The sequence below is a fragment of the Pseudomonas sp. NUPR-002 genome (genome assembly GCF_056322725.1).
This window is the reverse complement of sequence record NZ_CM150476.1, coordinates 314,045-341,043: the sequence shown is the minus strand read 5'-3', so window position 1 is coordinate 341,043 and position 26,999 is coordinate 314,045. Positions and strand designations below refer to the sequence as shown.

At 59.8% G+C, this 26,999-nt stretch carries 30 protein-coding genes and 2 tRNA genes; 20 read left to right on the top strand and 12 right to left on the bottom strand.

Going from position 1 to position 26,999, the window contains the following annotated elements; all coding sequences use genetic code 11:
- Window positions 1-87: 87 nt before the first annotated feature.
- Window positions 88-1,464: an L-serine ammonia-lyase gene (locus tag ACVWSC_RS01535; RefSeq protein ID WP_442111595.1), complete on the bottom strand. Its 1,377-nt coding sequence runs from the start codon at window positions 1,462-1,464 to the stop codon at window positions 88-90.
- Window positions 1,465-1,915: 451 nt separating this feature from the next.
- Here ACVWSC_RS01535 and ACVWSC_RS01530 point away from each other — a divergent pair, with 451 nt between their 5' ends.
- The 3 genes from ACVWSC_RS01530 to choV all read left to right on the top strand — a co-directional run bounded on the left by ACVWSC_RS01530 (window position 1,916) and on the right by choV (window position 4,952).
- The gene (locus tag ACVWSC_RS01530; RefSeq protein WP_442111593.1) at window positions 1,916-2,863 is read left to right on the top strand and encodes a choline ABC transporter substrate-binding protein; all 948 of its coding nucleotides are present in this window, start codon (window positions 1,916-1,918) and stop codon (window positions 2,861-2,863) included.
- A gap of 65 nt (window positions 2,864-2,928) precedes the next feature.
- Window positions 2,929-3,777, top strand: a complete 849-nt coding sequence (gene choW / locus ACVWSC_RS01525; RefSeq protein ID WP_442114240.1) for a choline ABC transporter permease subunit — start codon at window positions 2,929-2,931, stop codon at window positions 3,775-3,777.
- On the top strand, window positions 3,774-4,952 hold the full coding sequence (gene choV, locus ACVWSC_RS01520) for a choline ABC transporter ATP-binding protein (RefSeq protein ID WP_442111591.1): 1,179 nt from the start codon (window positions 3,774-3,776) through the stop codon (window positions 4,950-4,952). The genes choW and choV overlap by 4 nt, the downstream gene beginning before the upstream one ends.
- 65 nt (window positions 4,953-5,017) lie before the next feature.
- Here choV and hisF read toward each other — a convergent pair whose 3' ends face one another.
- The 6 genes from hisF to ACVWSC_RS01490 form a co-directional block, all read right to left on the bottom strand.
- A complete protein-coding gene (gene hisF, locus ACVWSC_RS01515) occupies window positions 5,018-5,788 on the bottom strand; it encodes an imidazole glycerol phosphate synthase subunit HisF (protein ID WP_442111589.1) in 771 nt (256 codons plus the stop codon).
- 10 nt (window positions 5,789-5,798) lie between these two features.
- On the bottom strand, window positions 5,799-6,536 hold the full coding sequence (gene hisA / locus ACVWSC_RS01510) for a 1-(5-phosphoribosyl)-5-[(5-phosphoribosylamino)methylideneamino]imidazole-4-carboxamide isomerase (RefSeq protein ID WP_134061226.1): 738 nt from the start codon (window positions 6,534-6,536) through the stop codon (window positions 5,799-5,801).
- Between the two features lie 43 nt (window positions 6,537-6,579).
- Window positions 6,580-6,840: a DUF2164 domain-containing protein gene (locus tag ACVWSC_RS01505; RefSeq protein ID WP_442111587.1), complete on the bottom strand. Its 261-nt coding sequence runs from the start codon at window positions 6,838-6,840 to the stop codon at window positions 6,580-6,582.
- Window positions 6,840-7,478 carry an imidazole glycerol phosphate synthase subunit HisH gene (gene hisH / locus ACVWSC_RS01500; RefSeq protein WP_442111585.1) on the bottom strand — a complete coding sequence of 213 codons (639 nt, stop codon included), beginning with the start codon at window positions 7,476-7,478 and terminating at the stop codon, window positions 6,840-6,842. Before hisH ends, ACVWSC_RS01505 begins: the two co-directional genes overlap by 1 nt.
- Window positions 7,478-8,071: an imidazoleglycerol-phosphate dehydratase HisB gene (hisB, locus tag ACVWSC_RS01495; RefSeq protein ID WP_028942262.1), complete on the bottom strand. Its 594-nt coding sequence runs from the start codon at window positions 8,069-8,071 to the stop codon at window positions 7,478-7,480. Before hisB ends, hisH begins: the two co-directional genes overlap by 1 nt.
- A gap of 180 nt (window positions 8,072-8,251) precedes the next feature.
- The gene (locus ACVWSC_RS01490) at window positions 8,252-9,913 is read right to left on the bottom strand and encodes an OFA family MFS transporter (RefSeq protein WP_442111582.1); all 1,662 of its coding nucleotides are present in this window, start codon (window positions 9,911-9,913) and stop codon (window positions 8,252-8,254) included.
- Between the two features lie 346 nt (window positions 9,914-10,259).
- On the opposite strand from ACVWSC_RS01490, the gene ACVWSC_RS01485 reads away from it, so the two are divergent.
- The 6 genes from ACVWSC_RS01485 to ACVWSC_RS01460 all read left to right on the top strand — a co-directional run bounded on the left by ACVWSC_RS01485 (window position 10,260) and on the right by ACVWSC_RS01460 (window position 15,704).
- The gene (locus ACVWSC_RS01485; protein WP_442111581.1) at window positions 10,260-12,512 is read left to right on the top strand and encodes an AsmA family protein; all 2,253 of its coding nucleotides are present in this window, start codon (window positions 10,260-10,262) and stop codon (window positions 12,510-12,512) included.
- Window positions 12,509-13,576, top strand: a complete 1,068-nt coding sequence (gene mutY / locus ACVWSC_RS01480) for an A/G-specific adenine glycosylase (RefSeq protein ID WP_442111579.1) — start codon at window positions 12,509-12,511, stop codon at window positions 13,574-13,576. Before ACVWSC_RS01485 ends, mutY begins: the two co-directional genes overlap by 4 nt.
- Window positions 13,573-13,845, top strand: a complete 273-nt coding sequence (locus ACVWSC_RS01475) for an oxidative damage protection protein (protein ID WP_133216489.1) — start codon at window positions 13,573-13,575, stop codon at window positions 13,843-13,845. Before mutY ends, ACVWSC_RS01475 begins: the two co-directional genes overlap by 4 nt.
- A gap of 91 nt (window positions 13,846-13,936) precedes the next feature.
- Window positions 13,937-14,012: transfer RNA gene (locus ACVWSC_RS01470), tRNA-Phe, on the top strand.
- A gap of 144 nt (window positions 14,013-14,156) precedes the next feature.
- A complete protein-coding gene (gene ppk2, locus ACVWSC_RS01465) occupies window positions 14,157-15,185 on the top strand; it encodes a polyphosphate kinase 2 (RefSeq protein WP_442111577.1) in 1,029 nt (342 codons plus the stop codon).
- A 78-nt stretch (window positions 15,186-15,263) separates the two neighbouring features.
- On the top strand, window positions 15,264-15,704 hold the full coding sequence (locus ACVWSC_RS01460; protein ID WP_442111575.1) for a hypothetical protein: 441 nt from the start codon (window positions 15,264-15,266) through the stop codon (window positions 15,702-15,704).
- Between the two features lie 75 nt (window positions 15,705-15,779).
- Here the strand turns inward: ACVWSC_RS01460 and gabP are convergent, their stop codons facing one another.
- Window positions 15,780-17,174 (bottom strand): GABA permease, encoded by a 1,395-nt coding sequence (gene gabP / locus ACVWSC_RS01455; protein ID WP_442111573.1) that lies wholly within the window; start codon window positions 17,172-17,174, stop codon window positions 15,780-15,782.
- Window positions 17,175-17,785: 611 nt separating this feature from the next.
- Here gabP and ACVWSC_RS01450 point away from each other — a divergent pair.
- Genes ACVWSC_RS01450 through ACVWSC_RS01430 form a run of 5 tightly spaced genes read left to right on the top strand, consistent with a single transcriptional unit; the run spans window position 17,786 to window position 22,039 of the window.
- Window positions 17,786-18,559 (top strand): ABC transporter ATP-binding protein, encoded by a 774-nt coding sequence (locus ACVWSC_RS01450; protein ID WP_442111571.1) that lies wholly within the window; start codon window positions 17,786-17,788, stop codon window positions 18,557-18,559.
- 13 nt (window positions 18,560-18,572) lie between these two features.
- A complete protein-coding gene (locus ACVWSC_RS01445; protein ID WP_442111569.1) occupies window positions 18,573-19,334 on the top strand; it encodes an ABC transporter substrate-binding protein in 762 nt (253 codons plus the stop codon).
- A gap of 57 nt (window positions 19,335-19,391) precedes the next feature.
- On the top strand, window positions 19,392-20,087 hold the full coding sequence (locus ACVWSC_RS01440) for an ABC transporter permease (protein ID WP_442111567.1): 696 nt from the start codon (window positions 19,392-19,394) through the stop codon (window positions 20,085-20,087).
- Window positions 20,084-20,773, top strand: a complete 690-nt coding sequence (locus ACVWSC_RS01435; protein ID WP_442111565.1) for an ABC transporter permease — start codon at window positions 20,084-20,086, stop codon at window positions 20,771-20,773. The genes ACVWSC_RS01440 and ACVWSC_RS01435 overlap by 4 nt, the downstream gene beginning before the upstream one ends.
- Window positions 20,774-20,818: 45 nt before the next feature.
- On the top strand, window positions 20,819-22,039 hold the full coding sequence (locus ACVWSC_RS01430) for a methyltransferase (RefSeq protein WP_442111563.1): 1,221 nt from the start codon (window positions 20,819-20,821) through the stop codon (window positions 22,037-22,039).
- A gap of 239 nt (window positions 22,040-22,278) precedes the next feature.
- Here ACVWSC_RS01430 and mdtI read toward each other — a convergent pair whose 3' ends face one another.
- The gene (gene mdtI, locus ACVWSC_RS01425; RefSeq protein WP_442111561.1) at window positions 22,279-22,608 is read right to left on the bottom strand and encodes a multidrug/spermidine efflux SMR transporter subunit MdtI; all 330 of its coding nucleotides are present in this window, start codon (window positions 22,606-22,608) and stop codon (window positions 22,279-22,281) included.
- Window positions 22,602-22,961 carry an SMR family transporter gene (locus tag ACVWSC_RS01420; RefSeq protein WP_442111559.1) on the bottom strand — a complete coding sequence of 120 codons (360 nt, stop codon included), beginning with the start codon at window positions 22,959-22,961 and terminating at the stop codon, window positions 22,602-22,604. The genes mdtI and ACVWSC_RS01420 overlap by 7 nt, the downstream gene beginning before the upstream one ends.
- Window positions 22,962-23,418: 457 nt before the next feature.
- Here ACVWSC_RS01420 and ACVWSC_RS01415 point away from each other — a divergent pair, with 457 nt between their 5' ends.
- The 5 genes from ACVWSC_RS01415 (at window position 23,419) to ACVWSC_RS01395 (ending at window position 25,453) form a co-directional block, all read left to right on the top strand.
- The gene (locus ACVWSC_RS01415) at window positions 23,419-23,643 is read left to right on the top strand and encodes a hypothetical protein (RefSeq protein ID WP_442111557.1); all 225 of its coding nucleotides are present in this window, start codon (window positions 23,419-23,421) and stop codon (window positions 23,641-23,643) included.
- Between the two features lie 74 nt (window positions 23,644-23,717).
- Window positions 23,718-23,793 (top strand) — tRNA-Thr (locus tag ACVWSC_RS01410).
- A 176-nt stretch (window positions 23,794-23,969) separates the two neighbouring features.
- Window positions 23,970-24,206 (top strand): colicin E3/pyocin S6 family cytotoxin, encoded by a 237-nt coding sequence (locus ACVWSC_RS01405; protein ID WP_442111555.1) that lies wholly within the window; start codon window positions 23,970-23,972, stop codon window positions 24,204-24,206.
- 9 nt (window positions 24,207-24,215) lie between these two features.
- Entirely contained in the window at window positions 24,216-24,530 is a 315-nt protein-coding gene (locus ACVWSC_RS01400; RefSeq protein WP_442111553.1) for a hypothetical protein, read from the top strand.
- Window positions 24,527-25,453, top strand: a complete 927-nt coding sequence (locus ACVWSC_RS01395) for an ImmA/IrrE family metallo-endopeptidase (RefSeq protein ID WP_442111551.1) — start codon at window positions 24,527-24,529, stop codon at window positions 25,451-25,453. The genes ACVWSC_RS01400 and ACVWSC_RS01395 overlap by 4 nt, the downstream gene beginning before the upstream one ends.
- A 21-nt stretch (window positions 25,454-25,474) precedes the next feature.
- Here ACVWSC_RS01395 and ACVWSC_RS01390 read toward each other — a convergent pair whose 3' ends face one another.
- A complete protein-coding gene (locus ACVWSC_RS01390) occupies window positions 25,475-25,720 on the bottom strand; it encodes a type II toxin-antitoxin system RelB/DinJ family antitoxin (RefSeq protein WP_442111549.1) in 246 nt (81 codons plus the stop codon).
- A gap of 245 nt (window positions 25,721-25,965) precedes the next feature.
- Between ACVWSC_RS01390 and ACVWSC_RS01385 the strand changes: the two genes are divergently transcribed.
- Window positions 25,966-26,163, top strand: a complete 198-nt coding sequence (locus tag ACVWSC_RS01385; RefSeq protein WP_442111547.1) for a hypothetical protein — start codon at window positions 25,966-25,968, stop codon at window positions 26,161-26,163.
- 58 nt (window positions 26,164-26,221) lie between these two features.
- Here ACVWSC_RS01385 and ACVWSC_RS01380 read toward each other — a convergent pair whose 3' ends face one another.
- Window positions 26,222-26,986 carry a methyl-accepting chemotaxis protein gene (locus tag ACVWSC_RS01380; protein ID WP_476461744.1) on the bottom strand — a complete coding sequence of 255 codons (765 nt, stop codon included), beginning with the start codon at window positions 26,984-26,986 and terminating at the stop codon, window positions 26,222-26,224.
- Between the last annotated feature and the right edge of the window lie 13 nt (window positions 26,987-26,999).

Sequence of the window (26,999 nt, the reverse complement as noted above, 5' to 3'; positions counted from 1 at the left end):
TTCCCGGGGTAACAGCTGTTTAACGATGTAGGATCTGACCGCGCGCTAAAAGGTGGCACGCGTGCGCATTAACGGCGCAACGTGCGCTCAACACTCGATGGCGTTGACCGCCAGGCCGCCGCGCGAGGTCTCTTTGTACTTGTCGTGCATGTCAGCCCCGGTGTCACGCATGGTGCGAATCACCCGGTCGAGCGAGATGAAGTGCTCGCCGTCGCCACGCAGTGCCATCTGTGCAGCGTTGATCGCCTTCACCGCCGCAATGGCGTTGCGTTCAATGCACGGCACCTGAACCAACCCGCCAACCGGGTCGCAGGTGAGGCCGAGGTTATGTTCAAGACCGATCTCGGCAGCGTTTTCCAGCTGTGCCGGCGTGGCGCCCAGCACTTCGGCCAGGCCTGCGGCAGCCATCGCACAGGCTGAACCCACCTCGCCTTGGCATCCAACCTCTGCCCCCGAGATCGACGCATTCTTCTTGCACAGAATGCCCACCGCCGCCGCGCCGAGAAAGAAGTCGACCACACAGGCTTCACTGACTTCGTCGCTAAAGCGCATGTAGTAATGCAGCACAGCAGGAATGATCCCGGCCGCGCCATTGGTAGGTGCAGTAACCATGCGCCCGCCTGCGGCGTTCTCTTCATTGACCGCCAGCGCATACAGGTTGACCCACTCCATCGCACTCAGTGTCGAGCCGATCACATTGGGTTTGTTCAGCTCCTGCAGGCTGCGGTAGAGCTTCGCTGCCCGACGCTTCACATTCAGCCCGCCAGGCAGAATACCTTCGTATTTAAGGCCGTTTTCGACACAGGCCTGCATGGCCTGCCAGAGCTTGAGCAAGCCGGCACGAATCTCCGCTTCGCTGCGCCAGACCTTCTCGTTTTCCAGCATCAGTTGCGACACGCGCATGTCGTTTTCCCGGCACAACGCCAACAGCTCCACCGCGCTGTTGAAATCGTACGGCAGCACGGTGTTGTCAGCGTCTAGCACACCGCTTGCAGCCTGGGCGGCATCGACCACAAAGCCGCCGCCGACCGAATAGTAGGTATCGCGGTGCAGCTCGCCTGCCGCACTCTCGGCGATCAGGGTCATGGCATTGGGGTGATAGGGCAGGTTCTCGTCGAGCAGACGCATATCGCGCGCCCAGACAAACCCGACAGCCAGTCGGCCATCGAGCAGCAACGTGTCTGTTTCGCGCAGGGCGGCAATGCGCGGGGCGATATTCGCGGGGTCGATTGCGTCGGGCCATTCGCCCATCAGGCCCATGATCACCGCATTGTCGCTACCGTGGCCGATGCCAGTGGCCGAGAGCGAGCCGTACAAGCGCACTTCAATGCGCCGGACCTGCTCAAGCTCCCCGCGCTCACGCAGCCCCTGGACGAACAATGCCGCCGCTCGCATGGGCCCGACGGTATGTGAGCTGGATGGACCGACGCCGATCTTGAACAGGTCGAACACGCTGATGGCCATGCCACCTACCTCCTGATTGAGCAGCCACCCGCCCGCCAAGCCAAGGGCGTTGCAACTGCTACGCTAAATAGGCGGCAATCCGCCGAATTCGCGCATCATCAGGCTTTTAACCGGACGTTTGACGTCTGCAACCGACGCGCTCTTGCCCAGCAACGCCGCCAGCTGTCACGCGCATTCCTGCGCCGTTTTTTTGCGGTGCAGAGCCAGCAAAACTGTGTTTACAGGGCAATAAAAACCTGTAAACGACCTCACCGACACTGGATGCGACCCTGTCTGTACTGGATACGACGCACCCTGTAGGCGTTTGATTTTCGCTGTTAGATGATCGGTATCGACTCGATTGCACGGCACCCGTCCCGCTATCGCCAGATAGCCCGGCCCGACCGACTGCAAACCATAAAGCACGGCGGTCCCGTGGGACATCCGAGAAAAAACATCAGGAGTCCATCGTATGAAAGCTTCACCGTCGCTCTTGCTCGCAGCGCTACTGAGCATGCCGCTGCTGGCCCAGGCCGCCGAACCCGAGCAGTGTCATACCGTCAACTTCTCCGATGTCGGCTGGACCGACATCACCGTCACCACGGCCATGACCAGCGTTGTCTTGCAGTCGCTGGGCTACAAAACCAAGACCACCATGATTTCTGTGCCGATGACCTACAAGTCGCTGGCCGACGGCAAGAACATGGACGTGTTCCTCGGCAACTGGATGCCGACCATGGAAAACGACATCAAGCAGTACCGCGATGCCGGCACGGTGGAAACCGTACGGGCCAACCTTGAGAACGCCAAGTACACCCTGGCGGTGCCCCAGGCCCTGTATGACAAAGGCCTGAAAACCTTTGCCGACATTCCCAAGTTCAAGAAAGAGCTGGACGGCAAGATCTACGGTATCGAACCCGGCAACGACGGTAACCGCACCATCCAGAGCATGATCGACAAGAACGCCTTCGGCCTCAAAGACGCTGGCTTCAAGGTGGTCGAGTCCAGCGAAGCGGGCATGCTTTCGCAGGTTGAACGGGCGCAGCGCCGCGACACCGCAGTGGTGTTCCTCGGTTGGGAACCGCACCCGATGAACACCCGCTTCAAGATGAAATACCTGGACGGCGGCGATGACTTCTTCGGCCCCGAATATGGCAAGGCCACGGTACTCACCAACACCCGCAAGGGCTACGTTCAGGAATGCAGCAACGTGGGGCAGCTGCTGAAAAACCTGTCGTTCACCCTGGACATGGAAAGCACCCTGATGGGCAACGTTCTGGACGACAAGATGAAGCCCGATGCAGCCGCCAAAGCCTGGCTGAAAAAGAACCCTCAGGTACTCGATACCTGGCTGGCCGGAGTCACCACCGTTGATGGCAAACCAGGCCTGGAGGCGGCCAAAGCCAAACTCACGCAGTAAGCACCACCTGCGGCGGGTTCGCCCGCCGCAGGCTGTCTTCAATCTTTTGCAGGTGGACGCTCGCTATCATGCTGATCGATGAAAAAATACCACTGGGCCAGTACATCGCAGGTTTCGTTGAATGGCTGACGCAACATGGCGCCAACTATTTCGATGCCTTCGCTGAAGCACTGGAATTGATGATTCACGGCGTGACCGGGGCGCTGACCTGGTTCAACCCTTTCGTCCTGATTGGCCTGATTGCAGTCGTCGCGCACCTGATCCAGCGTAAATGGGCGCTCACCGCATTTTGCGTGCTGTCATTCCTGCTGATCCTCAACCTGGGTTACTGGCAAGAAACCATGGAAACCCTGGCCCAGGTGCTGTTCGCGACGATGGTCTGTGTGGCCATTGGCGTGCCGCTGGGCATCCTCGCTGCGCACAAACCGATGTTCTACACGGCCATGCGCCCGGTCCTCGACCTGATGCAGACGGTGCCTACCTTCGTTTACCTGATCCCGACCCTGACCCTGTTTGGCCTGGGCGTGGTCCCCGGGCTGATCTCGACGGTGGTGTTCGCCATCGCCGCACCGATCCGCCTGACCTACCTGGGCATCTGTGATGTACCCCAGGAACTACTCGACGCCGGCAAGGCCTTTGGTTGCTCACGCCGCCAATTGCTGTCGCGCATCGAACTGCCGCATGCCATGCCCAGCATCGCCGCCGGTGTGACCCAGTGCATCATGCTGTCGCTGTCGATGGTGGTGATTGCCGCCCTGGTGGGCGCCGATGGCTTGGGTAAACCTGTGGTCAACGCCCTGAACACCGCCGACATCGCCCTGGGCTTCGAAGCCGGTCTGGCGATCGTACTGTTGGCGATCATGCTCGACCGTATCTGCAAACAACCTGACGTACCGGTGAGGAGTGAAGCATGAGCATTATTCGCTTCGAAGATGTAGACGTTATCTTCTCCAACCGACCGCGTGAGGCCCTCAGCCTGCTAGACCAAGGCCTTTCGCGGGAGCAGATCCTGAAGAAAACCGGGCTGGTCGTCGGCGTGGAAAAGGCCAACCTGGACATCAACAAAGGCGAGATCTGCGTGCTGATGGGCCTGTCCGGCTCGGGCAAGTCGAGTTTGCTGCGTTGCATCAACGGCCTCAATACCGTCAGCCGTGGCAAGTTGTTCGTCGAGCACGAAGGCTCGCACATCGACATCGCCCACTGCACCCCGGCAGAGCTGAAAATGATGCGCACCAAACGCATCGCCATGGTGTTCCAGAAATTCGCCCTGATGCCCTGGCTGACGGTGCGCGAAAACATCAGCTTCGGCCTGGAAATGCAGGGGCGCCCGGAGAAAGAGCGGCGCAAGCTGGTGGACGAGAAACTCGAACTGGTTGGCCTGACGCAGTGGCGCAACAAAAAGCCCGACGAGCTCTCAGGCGGTATGCAGCAACGCGTTGGCCTGGCCCGCGCGCTGGCCATGGACGCCGATATTCTGCTGATGGACGAACCCTTCTCTGCCCTCGACCCGCTGATTCGCCAAGGCCTGCAGGACGAGCTGCTGGAGCTGCAACGCAAACTGAGCAAAACCATCGTCTTCGTCAGCCATGACCTGGACGAAGCGCTGAAGCTGGGTAGCCGCATCGCCATCATGAAAGACGGCAAGATCATCCAGTACAGCAAGCCCGAAGAGATCGTGCTGAACCCGGCCGACGAATATGTGCGCACCTTTGTCGCCCACACCAACCCGCTCAACGTCCTGTGTGGCCGCAGCCTGATGCGCACCCTGGACAAGTGCAAGCGTATCAATGGCTCGGTGTGCATCGATCCGGGCGGCGACTCCTGGCTGGACCTGGCCGAAGGCAACACCATCAAAGGCGCGCGCCAGGGGGCCAATGGCATGGACCTGCAGAACTGGGCGCCGGGTGAAGCGGTAGAGGGGCTGGGGCGTAAGCCGACGCTGGTCAGTGCCAGTATTGGCATGCGTGAGGCACTGCAGATCCGTTATCAGACCGGCAATAAGCTGGTGTTGCAGGAAGGGAATTCAGTGGTGGGGATTCTCGGTGACAGCGAGTTGTATCACGCGTTGCTCGGCAAGAATCTGGGCTGAAGCTATCGCGGGGCAAGCCCGCTCCCACCACTGTGGGAGCGGGCTTGCCCCGCGATAGAGGACCGTCAGCGAACGACGATCCCCTGCTTGGCCATGAACGCCTTGGCTTCCGGCACGGTGTACTCACCGAAGTGGAAGATACTCGCTGCCAGCACCGCACTGGCATGACCTTCAAGAATGCCGTCGGCCAGGTGCTGCAGGTTACCCACACCACCCGAGGCAATCACCGGAATACCCAGGGCATCGCTGATGGCCCGGGTAACACCCAGGTCAAAGCCATTTTTCATGCCGTCCTGATCCATGCTGGTCAGCAGGATTTCACCGGCACCCAGGCCTTCCATCTTCTTGGCCCACTCCACCGCGTCCAGGCCGGTCGGCTTGCGGCCACCGTGGGTGAAGATTTCCCAGCGCGGGGCTTCGCCGGGTGCTGAGACTTTCTTGGCATCGATGGCCACCACGATGCACTGCGAACCGAAGTGCGCAGCAGCCTCGCCGACGAACTCCGGGTTGAACACCGCAGCCGTGTTGATCGACACCTTGTCGGCACCGGCATTGAGCAGGTTGCGGATGTCCTGCACGGTACGCACGCCGCCACCTACGGTCAGCGGAATGAACACCTGGCTGGCCATACGCTCGACGGTATGCAGGGTGGTGTCACGGCCATCGACGCTGGCGGTGATGTCGAGGAAGGTGATTTCGTCGGCGCCCTGTTCATCGTAGCGCCGGGCGATTTCAACCGGATCGCCGGCATCGCGGATGTTCTCGAACTTGACGCCCTTGACCACGCGGCCGTTGTCGACGTCCAGGCAAGGGATGATGCGTTTGGCCAGGGCCATGGCGTTCTCCTCAGCCTTTGTAGCTGTCGCAGAAGGCTTGCGCCTCGGCGACATCCAGGGTGCCTTCGTAGATTGCCCGGCCGGTGATCGCACCGATGATGCCTGGCGCCTTGGCGTCGAGCAGGGCCTTGATGTCACCCAGGTTGTGGATACCGCCGGAAGCGATAACCGGGATCTTGGTGGCAGCGGCCAGGGCAGCGGTGAACGGTACGTTGCAGCCCTGCATCATGCCGTCTTTGGCGATGTCGGTGTAAACGATGGCCGAAACGCCATCGGCTTCGAAACGCTTGGCCAGGTCAATCACCTGCACCGAGCTGACTTCCGCCCAGCCGTCGGTGGCAACAAAGCCGTCTTTAGCGTCGAGGCCGACAATCACTTTGCCAGGGAAAGCACGGCACGCCTCGGCAACGAACTCAGGCTCTTTAACCGCCTTGGTGCCGATGATCACGTAGCTGACGCCAGCCTTGACGTAGTGTTCGATGGTTTCCAGCGAACGGATGCCGCCACCGATCTGGATCGGCAGGGTCGGGTAGCGCTTGGCAATGGCGGTAACCACTTCGCCGTTGACCGGCTGACCTTCAAAGGCACCGTTCAGATCGACCAGATGCAGACGACGGCAGCCGCCCTCGACCCATTTGGCAGCCATGCTCACCGGGTCATCGGAAAATACTGTGGAATCTTCCATGCGGCCTTGGCGCAGACGTACGCAGGCACCGTCTTTAAGATCGATAGCGGGAATAATCAGCATCTGGAAAACCTGTTCAATTCGGTAAACAGCGATGCCCGGGAAGTCAGTTCTTCTCGAGCGCCCACAGGTCGCTTTCGATGCTCTCGAACCTCTCTTTGAGGTGCGTCTGCACGTCGAAAATCGCCCTGTTGTAGTAATGCGGAGCAATCTCTTTGCTGAACAGCTCCAGCACCTCGGCCACCTCGAACGACCCCAACTGCAACTCGAAACGGTCTTCGAGAAAGCGCTTGAGGACATCCAACGCCTCGCGCTCCTGTTCCGGCGCGAGGGTGATGATCGGGGCTTTGGTCCTGGATTTGCTCATTACCAGCGGCCGTCCCAAGCGGCGAAGTTCTGCAACAGCTGCAGGCCATGGGTATGGCTCTTCTCCGGGTGGAACTGCACGGCAAAACGCGAGCCTTCAGCCAGCGCAGCGGCGAAATCGACGCCATAGTGACCACGGCCCACCACCTGCACGGCCTTGGCCGCGGTGATGTAGTAGCTGTGCACGAAATAGAAACGCGCCAGATCAGGGATGTTGTGCCACAGCGGGTGGTCGATGGACTGGGCCACTTCGTTCCAGCCCATGTGCGGCACCTTCAGGTGCTCGCCGTCTTCGTGCAGGTCTTTGCCGAAGAACTTCACCTGGCCCGGGAACATACCGATGCAATCGACACCGTCGTTCTCTTCGCTGTGATCGAGCAGGGCCTGCATGCCTACGCAAATGCCCAGGAACGGACGGTCCTGGCTGACTTCACGCACCAGGCTGTCGAAGCCCAGGCGGCGAATCTCGGCCATGCAGTCGCGAATCGCGCCCACGCCCGGAAACACCACACGGTCGGCCTCGCGGATCACCGCAGCGTCGCTGGTGATCAGCACCTTGCCGGCGCCAACGTGCTCCAGCGCCTTGGCCACCGAGTGCAGGTTGCCCATGCCATAGTCGATAACGGCAACTGTCTGCATTACAGGCAACCCTTGGTCGACGGCATCTGCCCGGCCATACGCTCGTCCAGCTCGATGGCCATGCGCAGCGCACGGCCGAAGGCCTTGAACACCGTTTCGATCTGGTGGTGGGTGTTATGCCCACGCAGGTTGTCGATGTGCAGGGTGACGTTGGCGTGGTTGACGAAGCCCTGGAAGAATTCCTGGAACAGATCGACATCGAAGCCGCCGACCGACGCGCGGGTGTACGGCACGTGCATCTGTAGGCCTGGACGGCCCGAGAAGTCGATGACCACACGCGACAAGGCTTCGTCCAGCGGCACATAGGCATGGCCGTAGCGGCGGATACCCTTCTTGTCGCCAATTGCCTGGTTAAAGGCCTGGCCCAGGGTAATACCGACGTCTTCGACGGTATGGTGATCGTCGATATGCAGGTCGCCCTTGCACTCGATGTCGAGATCAATCAGCCCATGTCGGGCGATTTGGTCGAGCATGTGTTCAAGGAAAGGCACGCCGATATCAAATCGGGCCTTGCCGCTGCCATCCAGGTTGATCGAGGCCTTGATCTGGGTCTCCAGAGTATTGCGCTCGACGGAAGCCTTACGTTCGACCATCACCAGCTCCGCAAAATCATTGGGCGAAAAAGGCGATCATTATAGGCCCAGAAGCGCGCGGCATGAAACGAAGATGACATGTGGCAGGGGAATTTCTCCCGGTAGGAGCGGGCTTGCCCCGCGATGCGGACTGCCTGTCACACCGCAATCGCGGGGCAAGCCCGCTCCTACCAGAAGGCGTCAGTTGAACAGGACTGCGGTTTTCTGCAGGGTCACCCAGATACCCCAGGCCAGCGGAATCCCCACCGCCAGCCAGGCAGCGATCACCAGCGGCAGGCTGCCGGGCGCCGCATGCCATTCCAGCACCCGCGCATTGCCATTGCCCTGGTCATGGCCCAAGGCCTGCTCCGCCGCCAGTTGCGCGTCGGTCATGAAGTATTTGTCGGCCACCGGGCGTACCAGCATGTTGCAGACAAACCCCAGCACCAGCAAACCGGCAAGGATGTACAGGGTAATGTCGTAAACCGCCGCACGTTCCACGCCCAGGGCCAACTGATATTCGCGCAGGTAGGTAATCAGCACCGGCCCAAGCACACCGGCAGCCGCCCAGGCCGTCAGCAAGCGGCCATGAATGGCGCCAACCATCTGCGTGCCGAACAGGTCCGCCAGATAAGCCGGCACCGTGGCGAAACCACCGCCATACATCGACAGAATGATGCAGAACGCCGCCACGAACAGGGCGATATTGCCCAGATGGCCCATGTTCGGGATCAGCGCATACAGCGCCACACCCAGGGCGAAGAAGGCGAAGTAGGTGTTCTTGCGGCCGATATAGTCCGAGAACGACGCCCAGAAAAACCGTCCGCCAATGTTGAACAGGCTCAACAGCCCGGTAAACCCGGCAGCAATCGCGGCGATCTGGGTCAACTGCACGGTGCTCAGTTCACTGAAACTCAGGTCATTGCCCAGCAACTTGCCGGCAAAGACCTCCTGCAGCAGTGGCGAAGCCATGCCGAGAATACCGATGCCGGCCGAGACGTTCAGGCACAGTACCAGCCAGATCAGGGCAAACTGCGGGGTTTTCCACGCCACGCTGACATGCACGTGGCGGTGGGTGATCATTGCATTGCTGGCCTTCTTCAAGGGTGCCGTCCAGCCTTCGGGCTTCCAGCCGGTAGGCGGCACGCGGTAGGCCAAGGCGCCGCCGATCATGAACACGAAGTAGATGCCGGCCATCACCACAAAGCTTTGCCAGACCCCCACACTTTCCGGGCTGGCAAAGTGATTCATCAGTGCTGCGGCCAACGGTGCGCCAACCATCGCACCGCCGCCAAAGCCCATGATGGCCATACCGGTAGCCATGCCGCGCTTGTCCGGGAACCATTTGATCAAGGTCGACACCGGGGAGATGTAGCCCAGGCCCAGGCCGATACCGCCAATAACCCCCGAGCCCAGCCACATCAGCCAAAGTTGGTGGCTATAGATGCCATACGCCGACATCAGCAGACCACCGCACCAGCACAGCGCCGAAACCACCCCGGCCTTGCGCGGACCGGCATGCTCCAGCCAGCCGCCCCAGACAGCCGCGGAGCAACCGAGGAATACAAAGAACAGTGTGTAGATCCAGCTCAACATCGAAATCTGCCAGTCGCACTCGGCACTGAACAGACGAGCGAAAAAGCTCATGTCTGGCGCACAGGCAACCGGCGCGGTAATACCGATGGCTTGCGACAACGGCAACCAGAACACCGAAAAGCCATAGGCCATGCCAATGCACAGGTGAATCGCCAAGGCCGCCGGCGGCACTAACCAGCGATTGAAGCCGGGCGCGGCAATAATCCGCTCCTTGGACAGGAAGCCAGGGCCGCCAGTGAGCGCGCCTGCCGTGATACTGCTGTTCATTATTGTATTTCCCCCAAGAGATGGTCAGCTCACGGCTCACGACCTTGGCCTGCAGGCAACTGATCGTTTTTGGCGCAATTGCCCTAGAAAATGCGACATTTCGCCACATAAGGGCCGGTGAGCGGGCGCAAGAGTAGCATTAGCCCCTCTGTTTGAAAGCAAACTGATATCGTCTTTTACCCGACACCTGAGGCTTATGAGCAAGGAACTGCCGTGTCCTTGGCTGTCGAATCCCTAACCCGCGCTGCGGGAAGACTCCGCAATTGGCCGCACCTGTCGCCAGCAGCAACCTGCACGGCGCTATACTCTGCGGCTAAATTTTGAATCGAACTACAAGGACTCGCCCATGAAAGCGTTCGGCAAAATCCTCGGGCTAGCGCTTCTCGGGTTGTTGCTGATCATTGTGGCTTTAGGCTTTGCCCTGACCCACCTCTTCGATCCCAACGACTACAAAGACGAGATTCGCCAGCTTGCACGCGACAAAGCCCACGTCGAGCTGACGCTCAATGGCGATATTGGCTGGAGCCTTTTCCCCTGGTTGGGGCTGGAGCTGCATGAAGCCAGCATCGCCACCCTGAACAACCCGAAAGTACCGTTTGCCGACCTGCAGATGCTTGGTCTGTCGGTGCGCGTACTGCCGCTGCTGCGCCGCGAAGTGCAGATGAGCGATGTGCGCGTCGAAGGCCTGAACCTGACCTTGAGCCGTGACGAACAGGGCCATGGCAATTGGGAAGACATCGGCAAACCGTTGCCAACCGCCACTGCAGCGACCACCGACGGCACGGCTCCAGCGCCCACTGCTGATAGCAGCGCCAAGGCCGAGAGCAAGAGCGACGCCAACGAGCGCCCGGTCAAGCTGGACATCGACAGCCTGACCGTGAACAACGCCCGGGTGCAGTACAGCGATGCCCGCAGCGGCCAGACCTTTGGCGCCGAGAGCATCCAGCTGAGCACTGGCGCGGTGCATGAAGGGGTGAACATCCCGCTGAAAATGACGGCGTTTGTCAGCATGGGCCAGCCGGTACTCAAGGCCCGCACCGAACTGGTCGGTGAGCTGCGCTTCGACCGTCGCCTCAAGCGCTATCAGTTCGAAGACATGAAACTCAGCGGTGAGGCTTCTGGTGAACCTCTGCAAGGCAAAACCCTGACCTTCGCCGCCCAGGGCCAACTGCTGGCCGACCTGGCCGCCAACGTTGCCGAATGGAACGGTCTGAAACTGTCCGCCAACCAACTGCGCGCGCTGGGCGAGCTGAACCTGCGCGAGCTGGATAAAACCCCGCAACTGAGCGGTGGCCTGTCCATCGCCCAGGTCAACCTGCGCACCTTCCTCGACAGCATCGGCGTGACCCTGCCTGCCACCGCAGACGCCACCGCGCTAAGCAAGTTCGAAATGGTCAGCCGCCTGCAAGGCACCCCGAACAGCCTGGCCCTCGAAGACCTGGCGGTAAAACTCGACGACAGCGCCTTCAGCGGTCGCCTGGCCGTCGAAGACTTCGCCAAACAGGCCCTGCGTATCCAGCTCAAAGCCGACAAGTTCGACGCCGATCGTTACCTGCCGGCCAAGAGCGAAGCGGCGGCCAGCGCCACTGCGGCGCGTCAGGCCGAGGTCAAGAGCAAGGAACAAAGCGCCCTGGCCAGTGCCGGTAACACGCCACTGCCCGATGCCCCAACCCAGGAAGCCTGGAGCAACGACAAGCTGCTGCCGGTCGATCGCCTGCGCCAGCTCGACCTGCAGGCTGACCTGAGCTTCGGCTTGCTGACCCTGGAAAAACTGCCGATCGACAACGCCCACCTGAAAACCCAGGGCCAAGGTGGTTTGATCACCTTGGAAGCGCTGCGTGGCGGCCTCTACGACGGCAGCTTCGAAACCAAGGGCACCCTCGACGTTCGCCCGGCGGTACCGCAGATCGGCCTGAACACCAAGGTCATCCGGGTACCAGTCGAGCATTTCATCAAGAGCCAGACCGAAACCCCTCCGGTCAAAGGCCTGCTGACCTTGAACAGCGACCTGACCGCCACCGGCAACAGCCAGAAAGCGCTGGTCGAGACCCTCAACGGCAACGCCAGCTTTGTCATCAACGACGGCATCCTGGTCAATGCCAACCTCGAACAGCAGCTGTGCCAGGCCATCGCCACCCTCAATCGTAAAGACCTGAGCGGCGAACCACGCGGCAAAGACACCCCGTTCCAGGAGCTCAAAGGCAGCCTGGTGCTGCGCAATGGCGTGGCCAGCAACCCCGACCTCAAGGCGCGTATTCCGGGCCTGAGCGTCAACGGCCATGGCGATCTCGACCTGCGCGTGCTGGGCATGGACTACCGCGTCGGCGTGATCGTCGAAGGCGACAAGCGCGACATGCCTGACCCTGCCTGCCAGGTGGGCCAGCGTTATGTCGGCCTCGAACTGCCATTGCGCTGCCGTGGCCCGCTGGAGCTGGGCGCCAAAGCCTGCCGCCTGGACAAAGACGGCCTGGGCAAAGTCGCCGCCAAGCTGGCCGGTGACAAAGTCAGCGAGAAACTCAGTGACAAGATCGACGAGAAGCTAGGTGACAAGGTGAGCCCGGAAGTCAAAGACGCGCTCAAGGGGCTGTTCAAGAAATGAGCCCCGAGCAGTTCTCCAGCGCGGTGCTGGAATGGTACGACCGTAACGGCCGGCATGACCTGCCCTGGCAACAGGGCATCACCCCGTATCGGGTGTGGGTCTCGGAAATCATGCTGCAGCAGACGCAGGTGAGCACCGTGCTCAACTACTTCAGCCGCTTCATGGAGGCTTTGCCGACCGTGCAGGCCCTGGCCGCAGCGCCGGAAGACGAAGTGCTGCACCTGTGGACCGGCCTGGGTTACTACACCCGAGCGCGTAACCTGCAAAAGACCGCGAAAATCGTCGTTGAACACTACGGCGGCGAATTCCCGCGCGATGTCGAGAAGCTGACCGATCTGCCCGGTATCGGCCTGTCGACTGCCGGGGCGATTGCCAGTATCAGCATGGGTCTGCGCGCGCCGATCCTCGACGGCAACGTCAAACGCGTGCTGGCGCGCTACACCGCGCAGGAAGGCTACCCCGGCGAGCCGAAGGTGGCCAAGGTGCTGTGGGCCAACGCCGAGCGTTACACGCCGCACCAACGCGTCAACCACTACACCCAGGCGATGATGGACCTCGGCGCGACCCTGTGCACCCGCAGCAAACCCAGCTGCCTGCTGTGCCCGCTGCAGATCGGCTGCGAAGCGCACATGCTCGGCCAGGAAATCCGCTACCCGATACCCAAGCCACGCAAGGAGCTGCCACAGCGGCGTACCGTGATGCCGCTGCTGGCCAACCGCGAAGGTGCCATTCTGCTGTACCGCCGCCCTTCCACGGGGCTGTGGGGCGGCTTGTGGAGCCTGCCGGAGCTCGACAACCTGGACCAGCTCGACGACCTTGCCGAACAGCACGGCCTGAGCCTGGATTCCAGCCAGGCCCTCGACGGCCTGACCCACACCTTCAGCCATTTCCAGCTGGCGATCGAGCCATGGTTGGTCCGGGTCGATGACACCCGGGCACACGTGGCCGAGCCCGACTGGCTCTGGTATAACCTCGCCACCCCGCCGCGCCTGGGCCTTGCCGCCCCGGTCAAAAAGTTGCTCAAACGCGCGGCCGACGTATTGCTTACAGGAGAGCCGCGATGACCCGCACCGTAATGTGCCGCAAGTACAAAGAAGAACTGCCAGGCCTGGACCGTCCACCGTACCCGGGTGCCAAAGGTCAGGACATCTTCGAGCACATCTCGCAGAAGGCCTGGGCCGACTGGCAGAAAGAGCAAACCATGCTGATCAACGAGAAGCGCCTGAACATGATGAACGCCGAGGACCGCAAATTCCTCCAGGGCGAGATGGACAAGTTCTTCTCCGGCCAGGAATTCGAAAAGGCCGAAGGCTACGTTCCGCCTAGCGAATAACCCCCGAAAAACGTAAGCGACGGAATTAATTTAAAAAATTTTCAAAAAAAGTTTGACGTAACCCTGAAAAAGTCTTTTAATGCGCCCCGTTGCCCAGATAGCTCAGTCGGTAGAGCAGGGGATTGAAAATCCCCGTGTCGGCGGTTCGATTCCGTCTCTGGGCACCACTAATACCGAAACCCCTGAATCGCGAGATTCAGGGGTTTTTTGTTTGTGCCGGAAAAAACCAGAGCCGTTGACCGCCGTCAGTACGCTACTGGCACAACGCCGTAAGCTGCCTGATGGATATTCGAAAAACCAACAGGCCCCCAATGACCGAAGAATCTACCGCCCTGCCTCTGCCTGCGCCGACTTCAGACACATCGTCCAACGCCAGCCTGCCTCACACCCCTGCGTCCGCCAGCCCTCGCCCACGGCGAGCACGGACCACGCGTAAAGCCGCTGACGGTGAAATCAGCAGCATCAGCCAGAAACCGGCCGCCCTCAAGGTTGCCACCGCGCCACGCGGCTCCAATGAAGACAGCACCAACGCCAAGCTGCCGGCCAGCTACCCCTATCGCACGCGCATGCGTCGCGCCGAATATGAAAAGGCCAAGCACGAACTGCAGATCGAACTGCTCAAGGTGCAAAGCTGGGCCAAGGAAACCGGCCAACGCATCGTCGTGCTGTTCGAAGGCCGTGACGCGGCCGGCAAAGGCGGCACCATCAAACGCTTCATGGAGCACCTGAACCCGCGCGGCGCACGCATCGTCGCCCTGGAGAAGCCTTCCGAGCAGGAAAAGGGCCAGTGGTACTTCCAGCGCTACATCCAGCACCTGCCCACTGCCGGTGAAATGGTGTTCTTCGACCGCTCCTGGTACAACCGCGCTGGCGTAGAGCGAGTGATGGATTTCTGCTCACCGCTGCAGTACCTGGAATTCATGCGTCAGGCACCGGATCTTGAGCGCATGCTCTGCAACAGCGGCATCCTGCTGTTCAAATACTGGTTCTCGGTGAACCGCGAAGAACAACTGCGCCGCTTCATCTCGCGCCGCGATGACCCGCTCAAACACTGGAAGCTGTCGCCGATCGACATCAAGTCGCTGGACAAGTGGGATGAGTACACCGCGGCCAAGGAAGCCATGTTCTTCCACACCGACACCGCCGATGCACCCTGGACGGTGATCAAGTCCGACGACAAGAAGCGCGCGCGGATCAACTGCATCCGTCACTTCCTGCATTCGCTGGACTACCCCGGCAAGGACCTTGGCGTGGCCCACCAGCCCGATCCGCTGCTGGTTGAGCGCGCGGCACGGGTGCAGGCCGAAGAAGACCGTGGCGAGCTCCTGCAGCCTGCCTGAGCGAGGCCGTCGGCGGCGCTTGGGTTTCTGTGCCAACTAGGCTTCAATAGGCAAAATTTTTTGACTCAGGGTTCACCGATGGCTTCCAACAGCAAACAACAGAAACGCGCCAAGCGCGCCGCCGCCAAGGCTCGCGAGAACCGCATGGTGCGTAGCGGCCAGGCGGTGAAAAGCTCCGGCGAGAGCTCCAGCGCCAGCGTTGAGCAGGTATTCAACAAAGCCATGGAGTCGGGCAGCTACAACGCCCTGTTCGAGAAGATGAAACAAGCCCAGGAAGGCGGCCTGGTACCGCTGATCTCGGTGTTCCTGGTCGACCCGCTGCTGGCCCTGGTACTTAAAGGCCACAAGGAAGAGCACGCCACCGACTACATCGTCATGGTCTTCACCGCTTACCGCAAATGGCTCGATGGTGCCGATGAAGACACCACCATGGCCTGGCTGGAAAGCGATGAGTTCCAGCAAGCGTATGTCTCGGCCTCCGAAGCAGTGGCCAAGGTACAACAGAAGCAGTTTGGCTGATTTCGGGTAACTATCGCGGGGCAAGCCCGCTCCCACAGTGGATCACCTGTAGGAGCGGGCTTGCCCCGCGATCAATCAGCTCTCCAACACTACACGCCCAGCCGCCTCGGCCTTGCGCTTACGCGCCACCAACAGCCCCGCCGCCACCACAGCAATCGACAGCAAGCCGGTCGCAATGATCTCGATGCGGTGATCCGGGCGGATCAGCATCACCGTCAGAATCGCAACAATGAACGCGATAGTCGCCCAGGTCAGCCCCGGGAACAGCCACATCTTGAACGCGATCTTCTCGCCCTTTGCCATACGCTGACGGCGCATACGCAGCTGCGACACGGCAATCACCAGGTACACCAGCAACGCAATCGCGCCGGAGCTGGCCAGCAGGAACTCGAACACTGCAGCCGGGGCCACGTAGTTGGCGATCACCGTCAGGAAGGCTGCTGCAGTCGACAGCACCACGGCAACATAAGGGGTGCCGCTGGAAGTAGTGCGCTGCGCCACCGCTGGCGCATCACCACGCTTGCTCAGGGAGAAGAGCATGCGCGAAGAGGTGTACAGCGCCGAGTTCAGGCAGCTGGTCACCGCAATCAAGACCACGATATCGACAATCAGCTTGGCATTCGGGATGCCCATCAGGTTCAGCACCGTCTGGTACGAACCGACTTCTGCCAGCTCACTGCTGTTCCACGGCACCAGTGCCACCACCAGGAAAATCGATACCAGATAGAACAGGAAAATCCGCCAGATCACCGAGTTGGTGGCCTTGCTGATCTGCTTGCCCGGATCCTTGGATTCGGCCGCAGCGATGGTAACGATCTCGGTACCCATGAACGAGAACATGGTCGTCAGCATCGCTGCCAGCACCGCGCCCAGGCCGTTAGGCATGAAGCCCTGGGTGTCGAACAGATGGCTGACGCCGCTGACCTGGCTGTTGGGCAGCAAGCCAAACACCGCAGCCACACCCAGCACAATGAAGCCAATGATGGCGATGACCTTGAGCAGGGCGAACCAGAACTCGAACTCACCGTAGTTCTTCACGCTGAACAAGTTGGTAGCGGTCAGCAGCAAAGTAATGACCAGGGTGAACACCCAGATCCCGACATCAGGGAACCAGGCATGCAGGATGGTTGCAGCAGCGTTGGCCTCCAGCGGGATCACCAGTACCCAGAACCACCAGTACAGCCAGCCAATGGTGAAACCGGCCCAGTGGCCGATGGCCTTGTCGGCATAGGTGGAGAACGAACCGGTATCGGGCGAGGCAACGGCCATCTCCCCGAGCATGCGCATTACCAGCACCACCAAGGTACCGGCGGCGGCATACGCCAGCAAAACGGCCGGGCCGGCGGCGGCAATGGCATGGCCCGAACCCACGAACAGGCCAGCGCCGATCACGCCAGCAATAGACAGCATGGTGACATGCCGTTGTTTGAGCCCCTGAGCGAGGTCATTGGAATTGTGCGTACCGCTCATAAAACTACCTTTGAAAGGAGTGGCTTTCAGAATCCTGTTTCGGTCAGGCGCACCCTTCTGAAAAGAGTGCTACATCCTGTTGCCGGGGAGTGACGCAATTAGCGCGCCAGCGACGAGACCGTTCGTATGAAATTTCTAACAGCCCCGTGCAACAAGGCTTACAGGTCTTTCTGCCAGGAGCTGGCCGAAAGCCCATCAAAAACCCGCGAAAAAACACAATTACTGAAATACCCACTTACAAATACCCAGGTGCACCAAAACCATCCAGCGGTAACACCCCGCGCACAACCGCAGGGCAAAAAGGCGCAACCTCAAGGCGCAACCAATTGCCGCATTCACGGGCCAAAGCGGCTGTGAAGGTCACAAACGACTTCCCAGCCCCGGCCAAAACTGGCACCATCGCGCCTTTTTTCATCAAGGCTCCGGCCCCGGAAAGGACGGTAAGTGGTCATCCGCGCGACAGTCCGCTGCAGCGATGCGACACTCACCCTCCCGGCAACCCCTTGCCCCTCCCGAGCTTGTTGGCTGTCATTCCGCCGCTATGCTAGCTTGGCGCTCGCCAAGAAAGGCCGCCAACGGCAGGAGCGCACCAGAACACATGAGGACCGCACATGGCTGAGGCCACGCCCGCGCTGGAAATCCGCAACCTGCACAAACGCTACGGCGATCAGGAGATTCTCAAGGGCATCTCGCTGACGGCACACGATGGCGATGTGATCTCGATCCTGGGATCCTCCGGCTCCGGCAAGTCCACTCTGCTGCGCTGCATCAACCTGCTGGAAAACCCGCACCAGGGCCAGATCCTGGTGGCCGGTGAAGAGCTGCGGCTCAAGGCCGCGAAGAACGGCGATCTGGTGGCTGCCGACAACAAGCAGATCAATCGCCTGCGCAGCGAAATCGGTTTCGTGTTCCAGAACTTCAACCTCTGGCCACACATGAGCATCCTCGACAACATCATTGAGGCACCACGCCGCGTGCTTGGCCAAAGCAAGGCCGAAGCCATCGAGCACGCCGAAGCCCTGCTCAACAAAGTCGGCATCCACAACAAGCGCCACAGCTACCCGGCTGAACTGTCCGGTGGCCAGCAGCAGCGCGCCGCCATTGCCCGCACTCTGGCAATGAAACCCAAAGTCATTCTGTTTGACGAGCCAACCTCGGCACTGGATCCGGAAATGGTCCAGGAAGTGCTTAACGTTATCCGTGCCCTCGCCGAAGAAGGCCGTACCATGCTACTGGTTACGCACGAAATGGGCTTTGCCCGCCAGGTGTCCAGCGAAGTCATCTTCCTGCACCAAGGGCTGGTCGAAGAGCAGGGAACGCCGCAGCAGGTTTTTGAAAACCCGAACTCGGCACGCTGTAAACAATTCATGTCCAGCAACCGCTAACGGAGCAACACGCATGCAGACCTATAAGAAATTCCTCCTGGCCGCTGCCGCCACGCTGGTGTTCTCGGCCAATGCAATGGCTGCCGAGAAACTGAAAATGGGCATCGAGGCGGCTTACCCGCCGTTCAACAACAAGGACGCCAGTGGCCAGGTCGTCGGCTTCGACAAAGACATCGGCGACGCCCTGTGCGCCAAGATGAAGGTCGAGTGCGAAGTGGTCACCTCCGACTGGGACGGCATCATCCCGGCCCTGAACGCCAAGAAGTTCGACTTCATCGTCTCTTCGCTGTCGATCACCGACGAGCGTAAGCAGGCCGTGGACTTCACCGACCCGTACTACTCGAACAAGCAGCAGTTCATTGCGCCGAAAAACGTCGACTTCAAAACCGACAAAGCATCGCTCAAAGGCAAGACCCTCGGCACCCAGCGTGCCACCCAGGCTGCTACCTGGCTGGACGATAACGGCGGCATGGACGGCGATTTCAAAGTCAGCCTGTACGACACCCAGGAAAACGCCTACCTCGACCTGACTTCCGGCCGTGTCGACGCGCTGCTGGCCGACAAGTACGCCAACTACGACTGGCTGAAGTCCGCTGCAGGCCAGAACTACGAGTTCAAAGGCGAGCCGGTGAACGAAAGCGACAAGGTCGGTATCGCTGTGCGCAAAGGCGACAACGAACTGCGCAACAAGCTGAACGCTGCCCTGAAAGAAATCGTTGCTGACGGCACCTACAAGAAGATCAACGACAAATACTTCCCGTTCAGCATCTATTGATTCGCCCCGACCGGCATTGCCCTTGCGGCAATGCCGGTCCTTTGAACAAACCTGCCCATGAATATTGATCTCTACGGATTCGGTCCGGCCTTGTTGGCCGGGACGCTGATGACCGTCAAACTCGCGTTGTCGGCCCTGCTGCTGGGGCTGGTACTGGGGCTGCTAGGCGCCCTGGCCAAGACTTCGCCGTACAAACCCCTGCAATTTCTCGGTGGTTTCTATTCCACGCTGGTGCGTGGTGTCCCCGAGCTGCTGTGGGTATTGTTGATTTACTTCGGCACCGTCACCTTGATGAACCGGCTCGGTGAAGCCCTGAATATTCCTGGCCTGGAGCTCAACGCCTTTGCCGCTGGCGTTATCGCCCTGGGCCTGTGCTTCGGTGCTTACGCCACCGAAGTCTTCCGTGGCGCGATCCTGGCCATCCCCAAAGGCCACCGTGAAGCGGGCCTGGCCCTGGGTTTGTCGAAAGGGCGGATTTTCTCCAAGCTGATCCTGCCGCAAATGTGGCGTATCGCCCTTCCCGGCCTTGGCAACCTGTTCATGATCCTGATGAAAGACACCGCGCTGGTCTCGGTGATCGGCCTGGAAGAGATCATGCGCCACTCGCAGATCGCGGTAACGGTGACCAAGCAACCATTCACCTTCTACATGGTTGCTGCAGTGATCTACCTGGGGCTGACCATTCTGGCCATGACCGGCATGCACTTCATGGAAAAACGTGCCGCACGCGGCTTCGCGAGGCCTAACCAATGAATTGGGAAGTCATCATCAAGTGGCTGCCACGCCTGGCCCAAGGCGCCACGCTGACCCTGGAACTGGTGGCCATCGCCGTGATTGCCGGTTTGATCCTGGCCATCCCGCTGGGTATCGCCCGCTCCTCGCGGCACTGGTACGTGCGCGCCCTGCCCTTCAGCTACATCTTCTTCTTCCGCGGCACACCGCTGCTGGTTCAACTGTTTCTGGTGTACTACGGCCTGGCTCAGTTCGAAGCGGTGCGTAACAGCGCCTTGTGGCCGTACTTGCGCGACCCGTTCTGGTGTACCGTCCTGACCATGACCCTGCACACCGCCGCCTACATCGCCGAGATTCTGCGTGGCGCACTGCAGGCCATTCCGCGTGGTGAAATCGAAGCGGCGCGGGCCTTGGGCATGTCCAGGGCCAAGGCACTGTTCTACATCATGCTGCCCCGTGCTGCGCGTATCGGCTTGCCGGCCTACAGCAACGAAGTGATCCTCATGCTCAAGGCCAGTGCCCTGGCGAGCACGGTGACACTGCTGGAACTGACCGGCATGGCCCGAACCATCATCGCCCGCACCTATTTGCCGGTAGAGATCTTCTTCGCCGCCGGTGTGTTCTACCTGGTGATCTCGTTCCTGCTGGTGCAGGCGTTCAAGCTGCTTGAACGCTGGCTGCGCGTCGACGCCTGCCAGGGTCGCTAAACCTGTATAACGGGGCTATCACAGCCCCGTTTTCGTAACCGCCCCATGACCACGCCCCGCCCACTCGAAAATCACCAGTTACTGAGCCGCTTCCAGGCCCTGGACGGTTTTCTGCGCGAGCACCAGTCACTGTGGCGGCCACGTCCGTTTACTCAACTGTCTCTACCCTGGGAAGCCGAGCACCCGGCCTTGGCCAACTGGTTGCGCCAGCGCTCGCTGAGCGAAGCAGAAGCGGCGCACAACCACCCCGAACACCTCGACGCACCCGCCCCCTTCACAGCGCTGGCACGCGCCGCGCTGCAGCTTTCAGAGATCGGTGAGTTATCCACACATGCCGTGCCTGCGGCGAGCCACCGCCTGAACGTCGATGTACCCGGGCGCAAATGGCAGCAGATCGAAGCCTTTGCCAGCCACCTGAACTTCAGCGCTCAACCGCAGCACTGGCTCGACTGGTGCTCGGGCAAAGGCCACCTCGGCCGTCGCCTGCTGCAAGGCGACAGCCAACAACTGACCTGCCTGGAATACGATCCCGCGCTGGTCGCCGCCGGGCAAGCGCTCAGCCAGCATCACAACCTGAGCAGCCAGCATCATTTGCAAGACGTGCTGGCCGCAGATGCCGAGCGGCACTTGAGCAGTGAGCACACCGCCGTCGCCCTGCATGCCTGCGGCGACCTGCACGTGCGCCTGATTCAACTGGCCAGCCAGTCGGGTTGTCGTCAGCTGGCGATTGCCCCCTGCTGCTACAACCGCATCCGCGCGCCGCAGTATCAGGCACTCTCGGCTGCTGCCATGGCTTCAGGCCTGCAACTGTCGATTGATGATCTTGGCTTGCCACTGAGCGAAACCGTTACCGCCGGCGCCAGGGTGCGGCGCCAACGCGACGAGTCGATGGCCAGGCGCCTGGGCTTCGACCTGCTGCAACGCCAGCTGCGCGGCACGGATCAATACCTGCCGACACCGTCGTTGCCGGTGAGCTGGCTGCACAAACCGTTTGCCGACTACTGCCGCGACCTGGCGGCCCTCAAAGACCTGCACATCGATCACACCCCTGATTGGGACGCTTTGCAGGCCCAGGGCTGGCAGCGCCTGGCGCAGGTGCGCAACCTGGAACTGCTGCGCAACCTGTTCCGTCGCCCGCTGGAACTGTGGCTGGTACTGGACCGTGCCTTGTACCTGCAGGAGCAAGGCTACCGGGTGCAGTTAGGCGTGTTTTGCCAACAGCCGTTGACCCCGCGCAACCTGATGCTTCTGGCCGAACGCCAGTAGCCTGCGACAACGGTGCACAGCCTGTGGATAACTCTGTGGGCAACCTTTTGAAAAAGCCCTGAAAAACCTTGGATCCAAGCGCTTTGCGCGTTTGGCTGTTTTTTATCCAGCGTTTTATCGCCAGCAAAAACAGCCATTTGCGCAAAGACCAACGGCCTGCGGCACGCCGACGCACGTACTGCCAAGCTGGCACGTGCGTTGTGCATAAGCGCTTTAGCAAATTGCTCTAAGCAGCAAAATCAGGCCAGTTTCAGCAGGCTCATACCCGCCAGCAACAGCACCAGGCCCAACCAGCCACGCCCGGCCAGGCGCTGACCAAACAAGGCCCAGCCCATGGCGACCGTAGCGAGGATGCCGAAGCCGCCCCAAATGGCATAAGCCAGCGACAGTTCAATATCGCGAACAGCCTGAGCCAACGCCGTAAAGGCCGCCAACACACACAGAATCGAAATAATCCCCAGGCCACGCTTACGAAAGCCATCGGAGTATTTGAGCAGCAGGTTCGCCACGACTTCCAGCGCAATCGCCAGGCCGAGCCAGGCGAACGGAATCCAATTCATGCTTAGCATGGCAAGGCCTCCCCATTGCGCTCGGCAGGAGCAGGACGAGTACCGGCCTTGATCAGCAGGATACCGGCGATCATCACACCCAGGCCGGCAGCCTTGAGCAGGCCCAGGCTTTCACCCAGCCAGGTAACGCTGATCAACGTAATCAGCACAATGCCGATGCCTTCCCACAACGCGTAGGCAACGCCCACAGGCACACGCTTAACAGCCAGCGCGAGGAAAAAGTACGAAAGACCGATCATGGCGTACATCAAGCCATGGCCAAGCAATGGATGCTCAGTGGCGGCGAATTTCATCGACGCGGTACCAATCACCTCAGCGGTGATGGCAATAAACAAATAGATCCAGGAACGCATGATGCCCTCCCACGGGCAACAACAAACAAAAAGAGAGAAAACGCTGATTGTCGAGGGAGGCGCTACAGACCGCCGGTCCAGTGATTTTCACGGGAGACCAGACGAGAGGTGGGGAGCAGAAACGCTTTACTGTTCAACATAATGAACACGAAATTAGCTCAAGGCATCGCTAAAGTCAAATCGATAGAAAACAACTAATTAAAAATCGCGTATATCTCCCGCTATTCAGTTAAAAGCCCTTAAAGCCTGCTGAAAGCTTCGTAAAGTATATTCACCGACCAGCAAACTGCTTTGCCCCCCCTGTGGGAGCGGGCTTGCCCCGGTACAAACCGGGGACATGGTTTACAGCCTAATACGCATAGTCAGGAGATATCTGATCATGCCCTGGAACCAAGAGCCCCCCATGAACCAACGCGTCCCTCTTCAAGACGCAGGCTTATAGAAAACGGAATTCCACATGAAACCCCTACTGCCCCTCGCTGCACTCGCCCTCACCCTGGCCGGCTGCAGCAGCCCAAGCCCTGACTGGCAAACGCCACAAGCCCGCGAGATGAGCGACAACGCCCTCCCGGTCCAGCCTTCCACGCACTGCAATAAGCGCGGCTGCCACCAGCACAAACCGATGTTATTCGACCCAACCAAGGCCGAACCTGACGCCACGACATTGCACCGCGACTGGTAAGAAAACAGCGTTTGAAAGGAAAGTTGCAGAAGTAGTTTACAGACGCAAACTGATCGCTATAATGACGCCCCTGTGCCGGTATAGCTCAGATGGTAGAGCAACTGACTTGTAATCAGTAGGTCCCGGGTTCGATTCCTGGTGCCGGCACCATACGCAGTAAAAAGAGGCTCACCGAAAGGTGGGCCTTTTTTGTTTGTGCCTCGGTTGCGATACGTCCTGACACGAAACTGCTCGAGCCTTGGGATGCCTCCAGCACAAGCATCCATTACAGTTGCCACCTAGCCGGCAGAGTGACCGGCCCAGAGCCTCACGGAAAGGAACTGTGAATGGGTGGTAAGCCGAGGCCAGACCCTTCTATTGTCAGCGGCTTCAAGGTCGCGTTTGTCCAAGGCCAAAGAAAATACTATTTTGATACGGTAGAGCAGCGGTACTACTCATGGGATTCCCTCCATGGCGAGTTCGAAGTCTTTGATCGCCGTGGCTTCCATCTGGGTTCAGTCTGCCCCACCACGGGCATTACCTTGAAGCCTGCCGTTCGCGGCCGCAGAATCAACCCCAATTGAGGGTGACATATGAGTTTTATCCAAGCGTGCCTGCAAGGCGAGGTGCTGGAAGAAGAAATCGACCAGTTCGTGGAAGCCTGGCATGAAGGGCGTCAAGGCGCAGAGCTGGAGCTACATGAGTTCCTGGGCATGGAGTGGAACGAATACCAGCTGTGGTCAACAACACCGTCGGTGTTGCCATTCGTTTTGACTGCCCATAAATACGGCACCTCTCTGCAGGACGAATTGCTCCGTGATCGCTCGGCTATGGCAGCCCGCGCACCTTCCGTTGCTGAAGCAGCCAAGGTCGAAGCCTGGTTGCGCAGCATGGGCAAAATTCATTGACCCCTGAAGAAAAAATGGCCAACCGAGTGTTGGCCATTCGCAAACTCACCCCGCCCTTCGACCTGGAACAACTCGCCAATCATTATGGCGACCTGGAGTTCCACGATTTCCCCTTCGCCGTAGACGGAGTTACCGTCGGCATAGGTGGAGATGCCAAGCCAAAGATACTGATCAACGCTAGCGCCCCACTTACCCGGCGTAAATTTACCCTGGCCCACGAGATCGGCCACATCATCATCCCTTGGCACACCGGCACCATCGTTTCCCACATCGACCCCGGAGAAGTGGGGGCTGCCTACCTGCAGATGGAGGCAGAAGCGAATCGGTTTGCAGCCGAACTGTTAATGCCCACCAACTGGCTCATTGAAGAGTTCAACCGAAACGCCAATGTGGAAGCGTATTTTCGGTCCGTGCTTTCCAAGGTTGGTGCCTCCAAAGAAGCGACGTTCTACAAAATCTTCCGTTCACTGCCCCACCCCATCGTCTGCGTCCAAATCGATAGCGCATCACGCCTGGTGAACGCACAACGATCATTTACCGCCCCTTACCCACCGGCCCGAGAAACACTCATATCCCGCGCCTGCTTTCACACCGACAGCCGCTTTGAAAGCTTCGAAATTGACGGCCAACGTTACATGAGCTGGGTGTTTGTAGGTCGAGACATCCAAGAGGTCGATCAAAGGCCGTGGCGCGATGTTTACGCGAACATTCTTGATGACACCGACATGAGAGCTTACCTCCAGAGCATCAATGCGATTCTGGCGGCGGCGTTCAACAAGAACAAAACGAGAAACGAAGCTGAGATATGCGGGGCCATAATCCGTGCGTTCGCCGACCGGGGTGATTATCAGCCGGTGTACCAACATCCGCTGTTCGAACAGTACGTGATCAAGCGGGTGAAGGAATTGAAGCGGCGAGGCTAGTGGGACTTACTGGCGATGGCATTACAACGTGGGCACTGCTCGCCTTCTTGACCCGCTCCTGCAGAGCAGGAAGCCGTTCGTACACTGTTGCCTGCAAAGCCTGGTCTGCTCAGTCAACATCCTCTGTTTTAAGGGCAACTTGCCCCGTTCGGCACCGGAGATCAGCACCTGAAGCATCAGTTCAGAAGGTGTGACGCCTTGTTTTTCCAGAACACGATAAGCACATGCCTTAAGCGCTTCGTGGATACAGACGTTGATGGAAACCATGGCTTTGATCCTGAGGCACTACCAAGAAAGTACTGAAACGCTCCGGTGGGGTGAACTGCCTTGAATGGCTATTCGAGCAGCCCCCTGTGGGAGCGGGCTTGCCCGGGGCAAGCCCGCTCCCACAGGTTCACGGCCGTCGTGAAACACCCTCCAATCGATGAGCGGTCAGGGCCAAAAATCGACGGGGCGGCATAATGGCATCGATTTTTCTTCAAGCCCCCGCCACCGTTGCGAGCCCCTTTTTAATGAACACCGAAACACGTTACTCGATCATCCTGGAACGCAGCGCCGAGGTGCTGCTCGAAAACGCACTGATGGCTCAGGTGGAAGCCTTCTGGGACGCCAATGACACCCGCTACTTCGGGCTACGCATGGAAAATGAGCACACGGCTCACGCGCGCGTATTGGTTACCGATGAAGTCCCTGACGATGACGCTGAGTGACAGCTGCCACCACACGCCTACAGGGCTGGCTGTGTAGGCGTGTAATGGCAGCAATGGGTCAGATGCGGAAGCTGCCCACCAGGTGTTTCAGGCGAGCGGCTTGCTGCTCCAGGTCGGTGCAGGCACGCAAGGTCGATTGCAGGTTTTCGACCCCTTCCTGGTTGAGCATGTTGATCTCGTTGATGTCCATGTTGATCGCTTCAACCACGGCCGTTTGTTCTTCAGTGGCGGTCGCCACCGACTGGTTCATGCCGTCAATCTCGCCGATGCGCAGGGTCACGCTGCCCAGGCGCTCACCGGCCTGATTGGCAATCTCGACACTCTCCTGACTGTGGTGCTGGCTCTGGCCCATGGTGTCAACCGACTCGCGGGCGCCAACCTGCAGTTCTTCGATCATGTTCTGTACCTGCTGCGCCGACTCCTGGGTGCGGTGCGCGAGGTTACGTACTTCATCAGCAACCACGGCAAAACCGCGCCCGGCCTCGCCCGCACGCGCCGCTTCAATTGCGGCGTTGAGCGCCAGCAGGTTGGTTTGCTGGGAAATGCTGGTGATCACTTCAAGGATCTGGCCGATGTTCACGGTTTTGCTGTTGAGCGTCTCGATGTGCGCGCTGGAGGTGCAGATCAGGTCCGACAGGCGGTTCATCGCCGCGATGTTGCGATCAACAACTTGCTGGCCTTCTTCGGCCAGGTGACGCGCCGCACTGGCCTGTTGTGAGGCCTGGGCAGCGTTATGGGCGATCTCCTGGGCGGCGGCGCCAAGCTCGTTGATCGCCGCCGCGACGCTGTTGGTGCGGTTGGCTTGTTCGTCGGAATTGACCATCGACGAGTTGGAG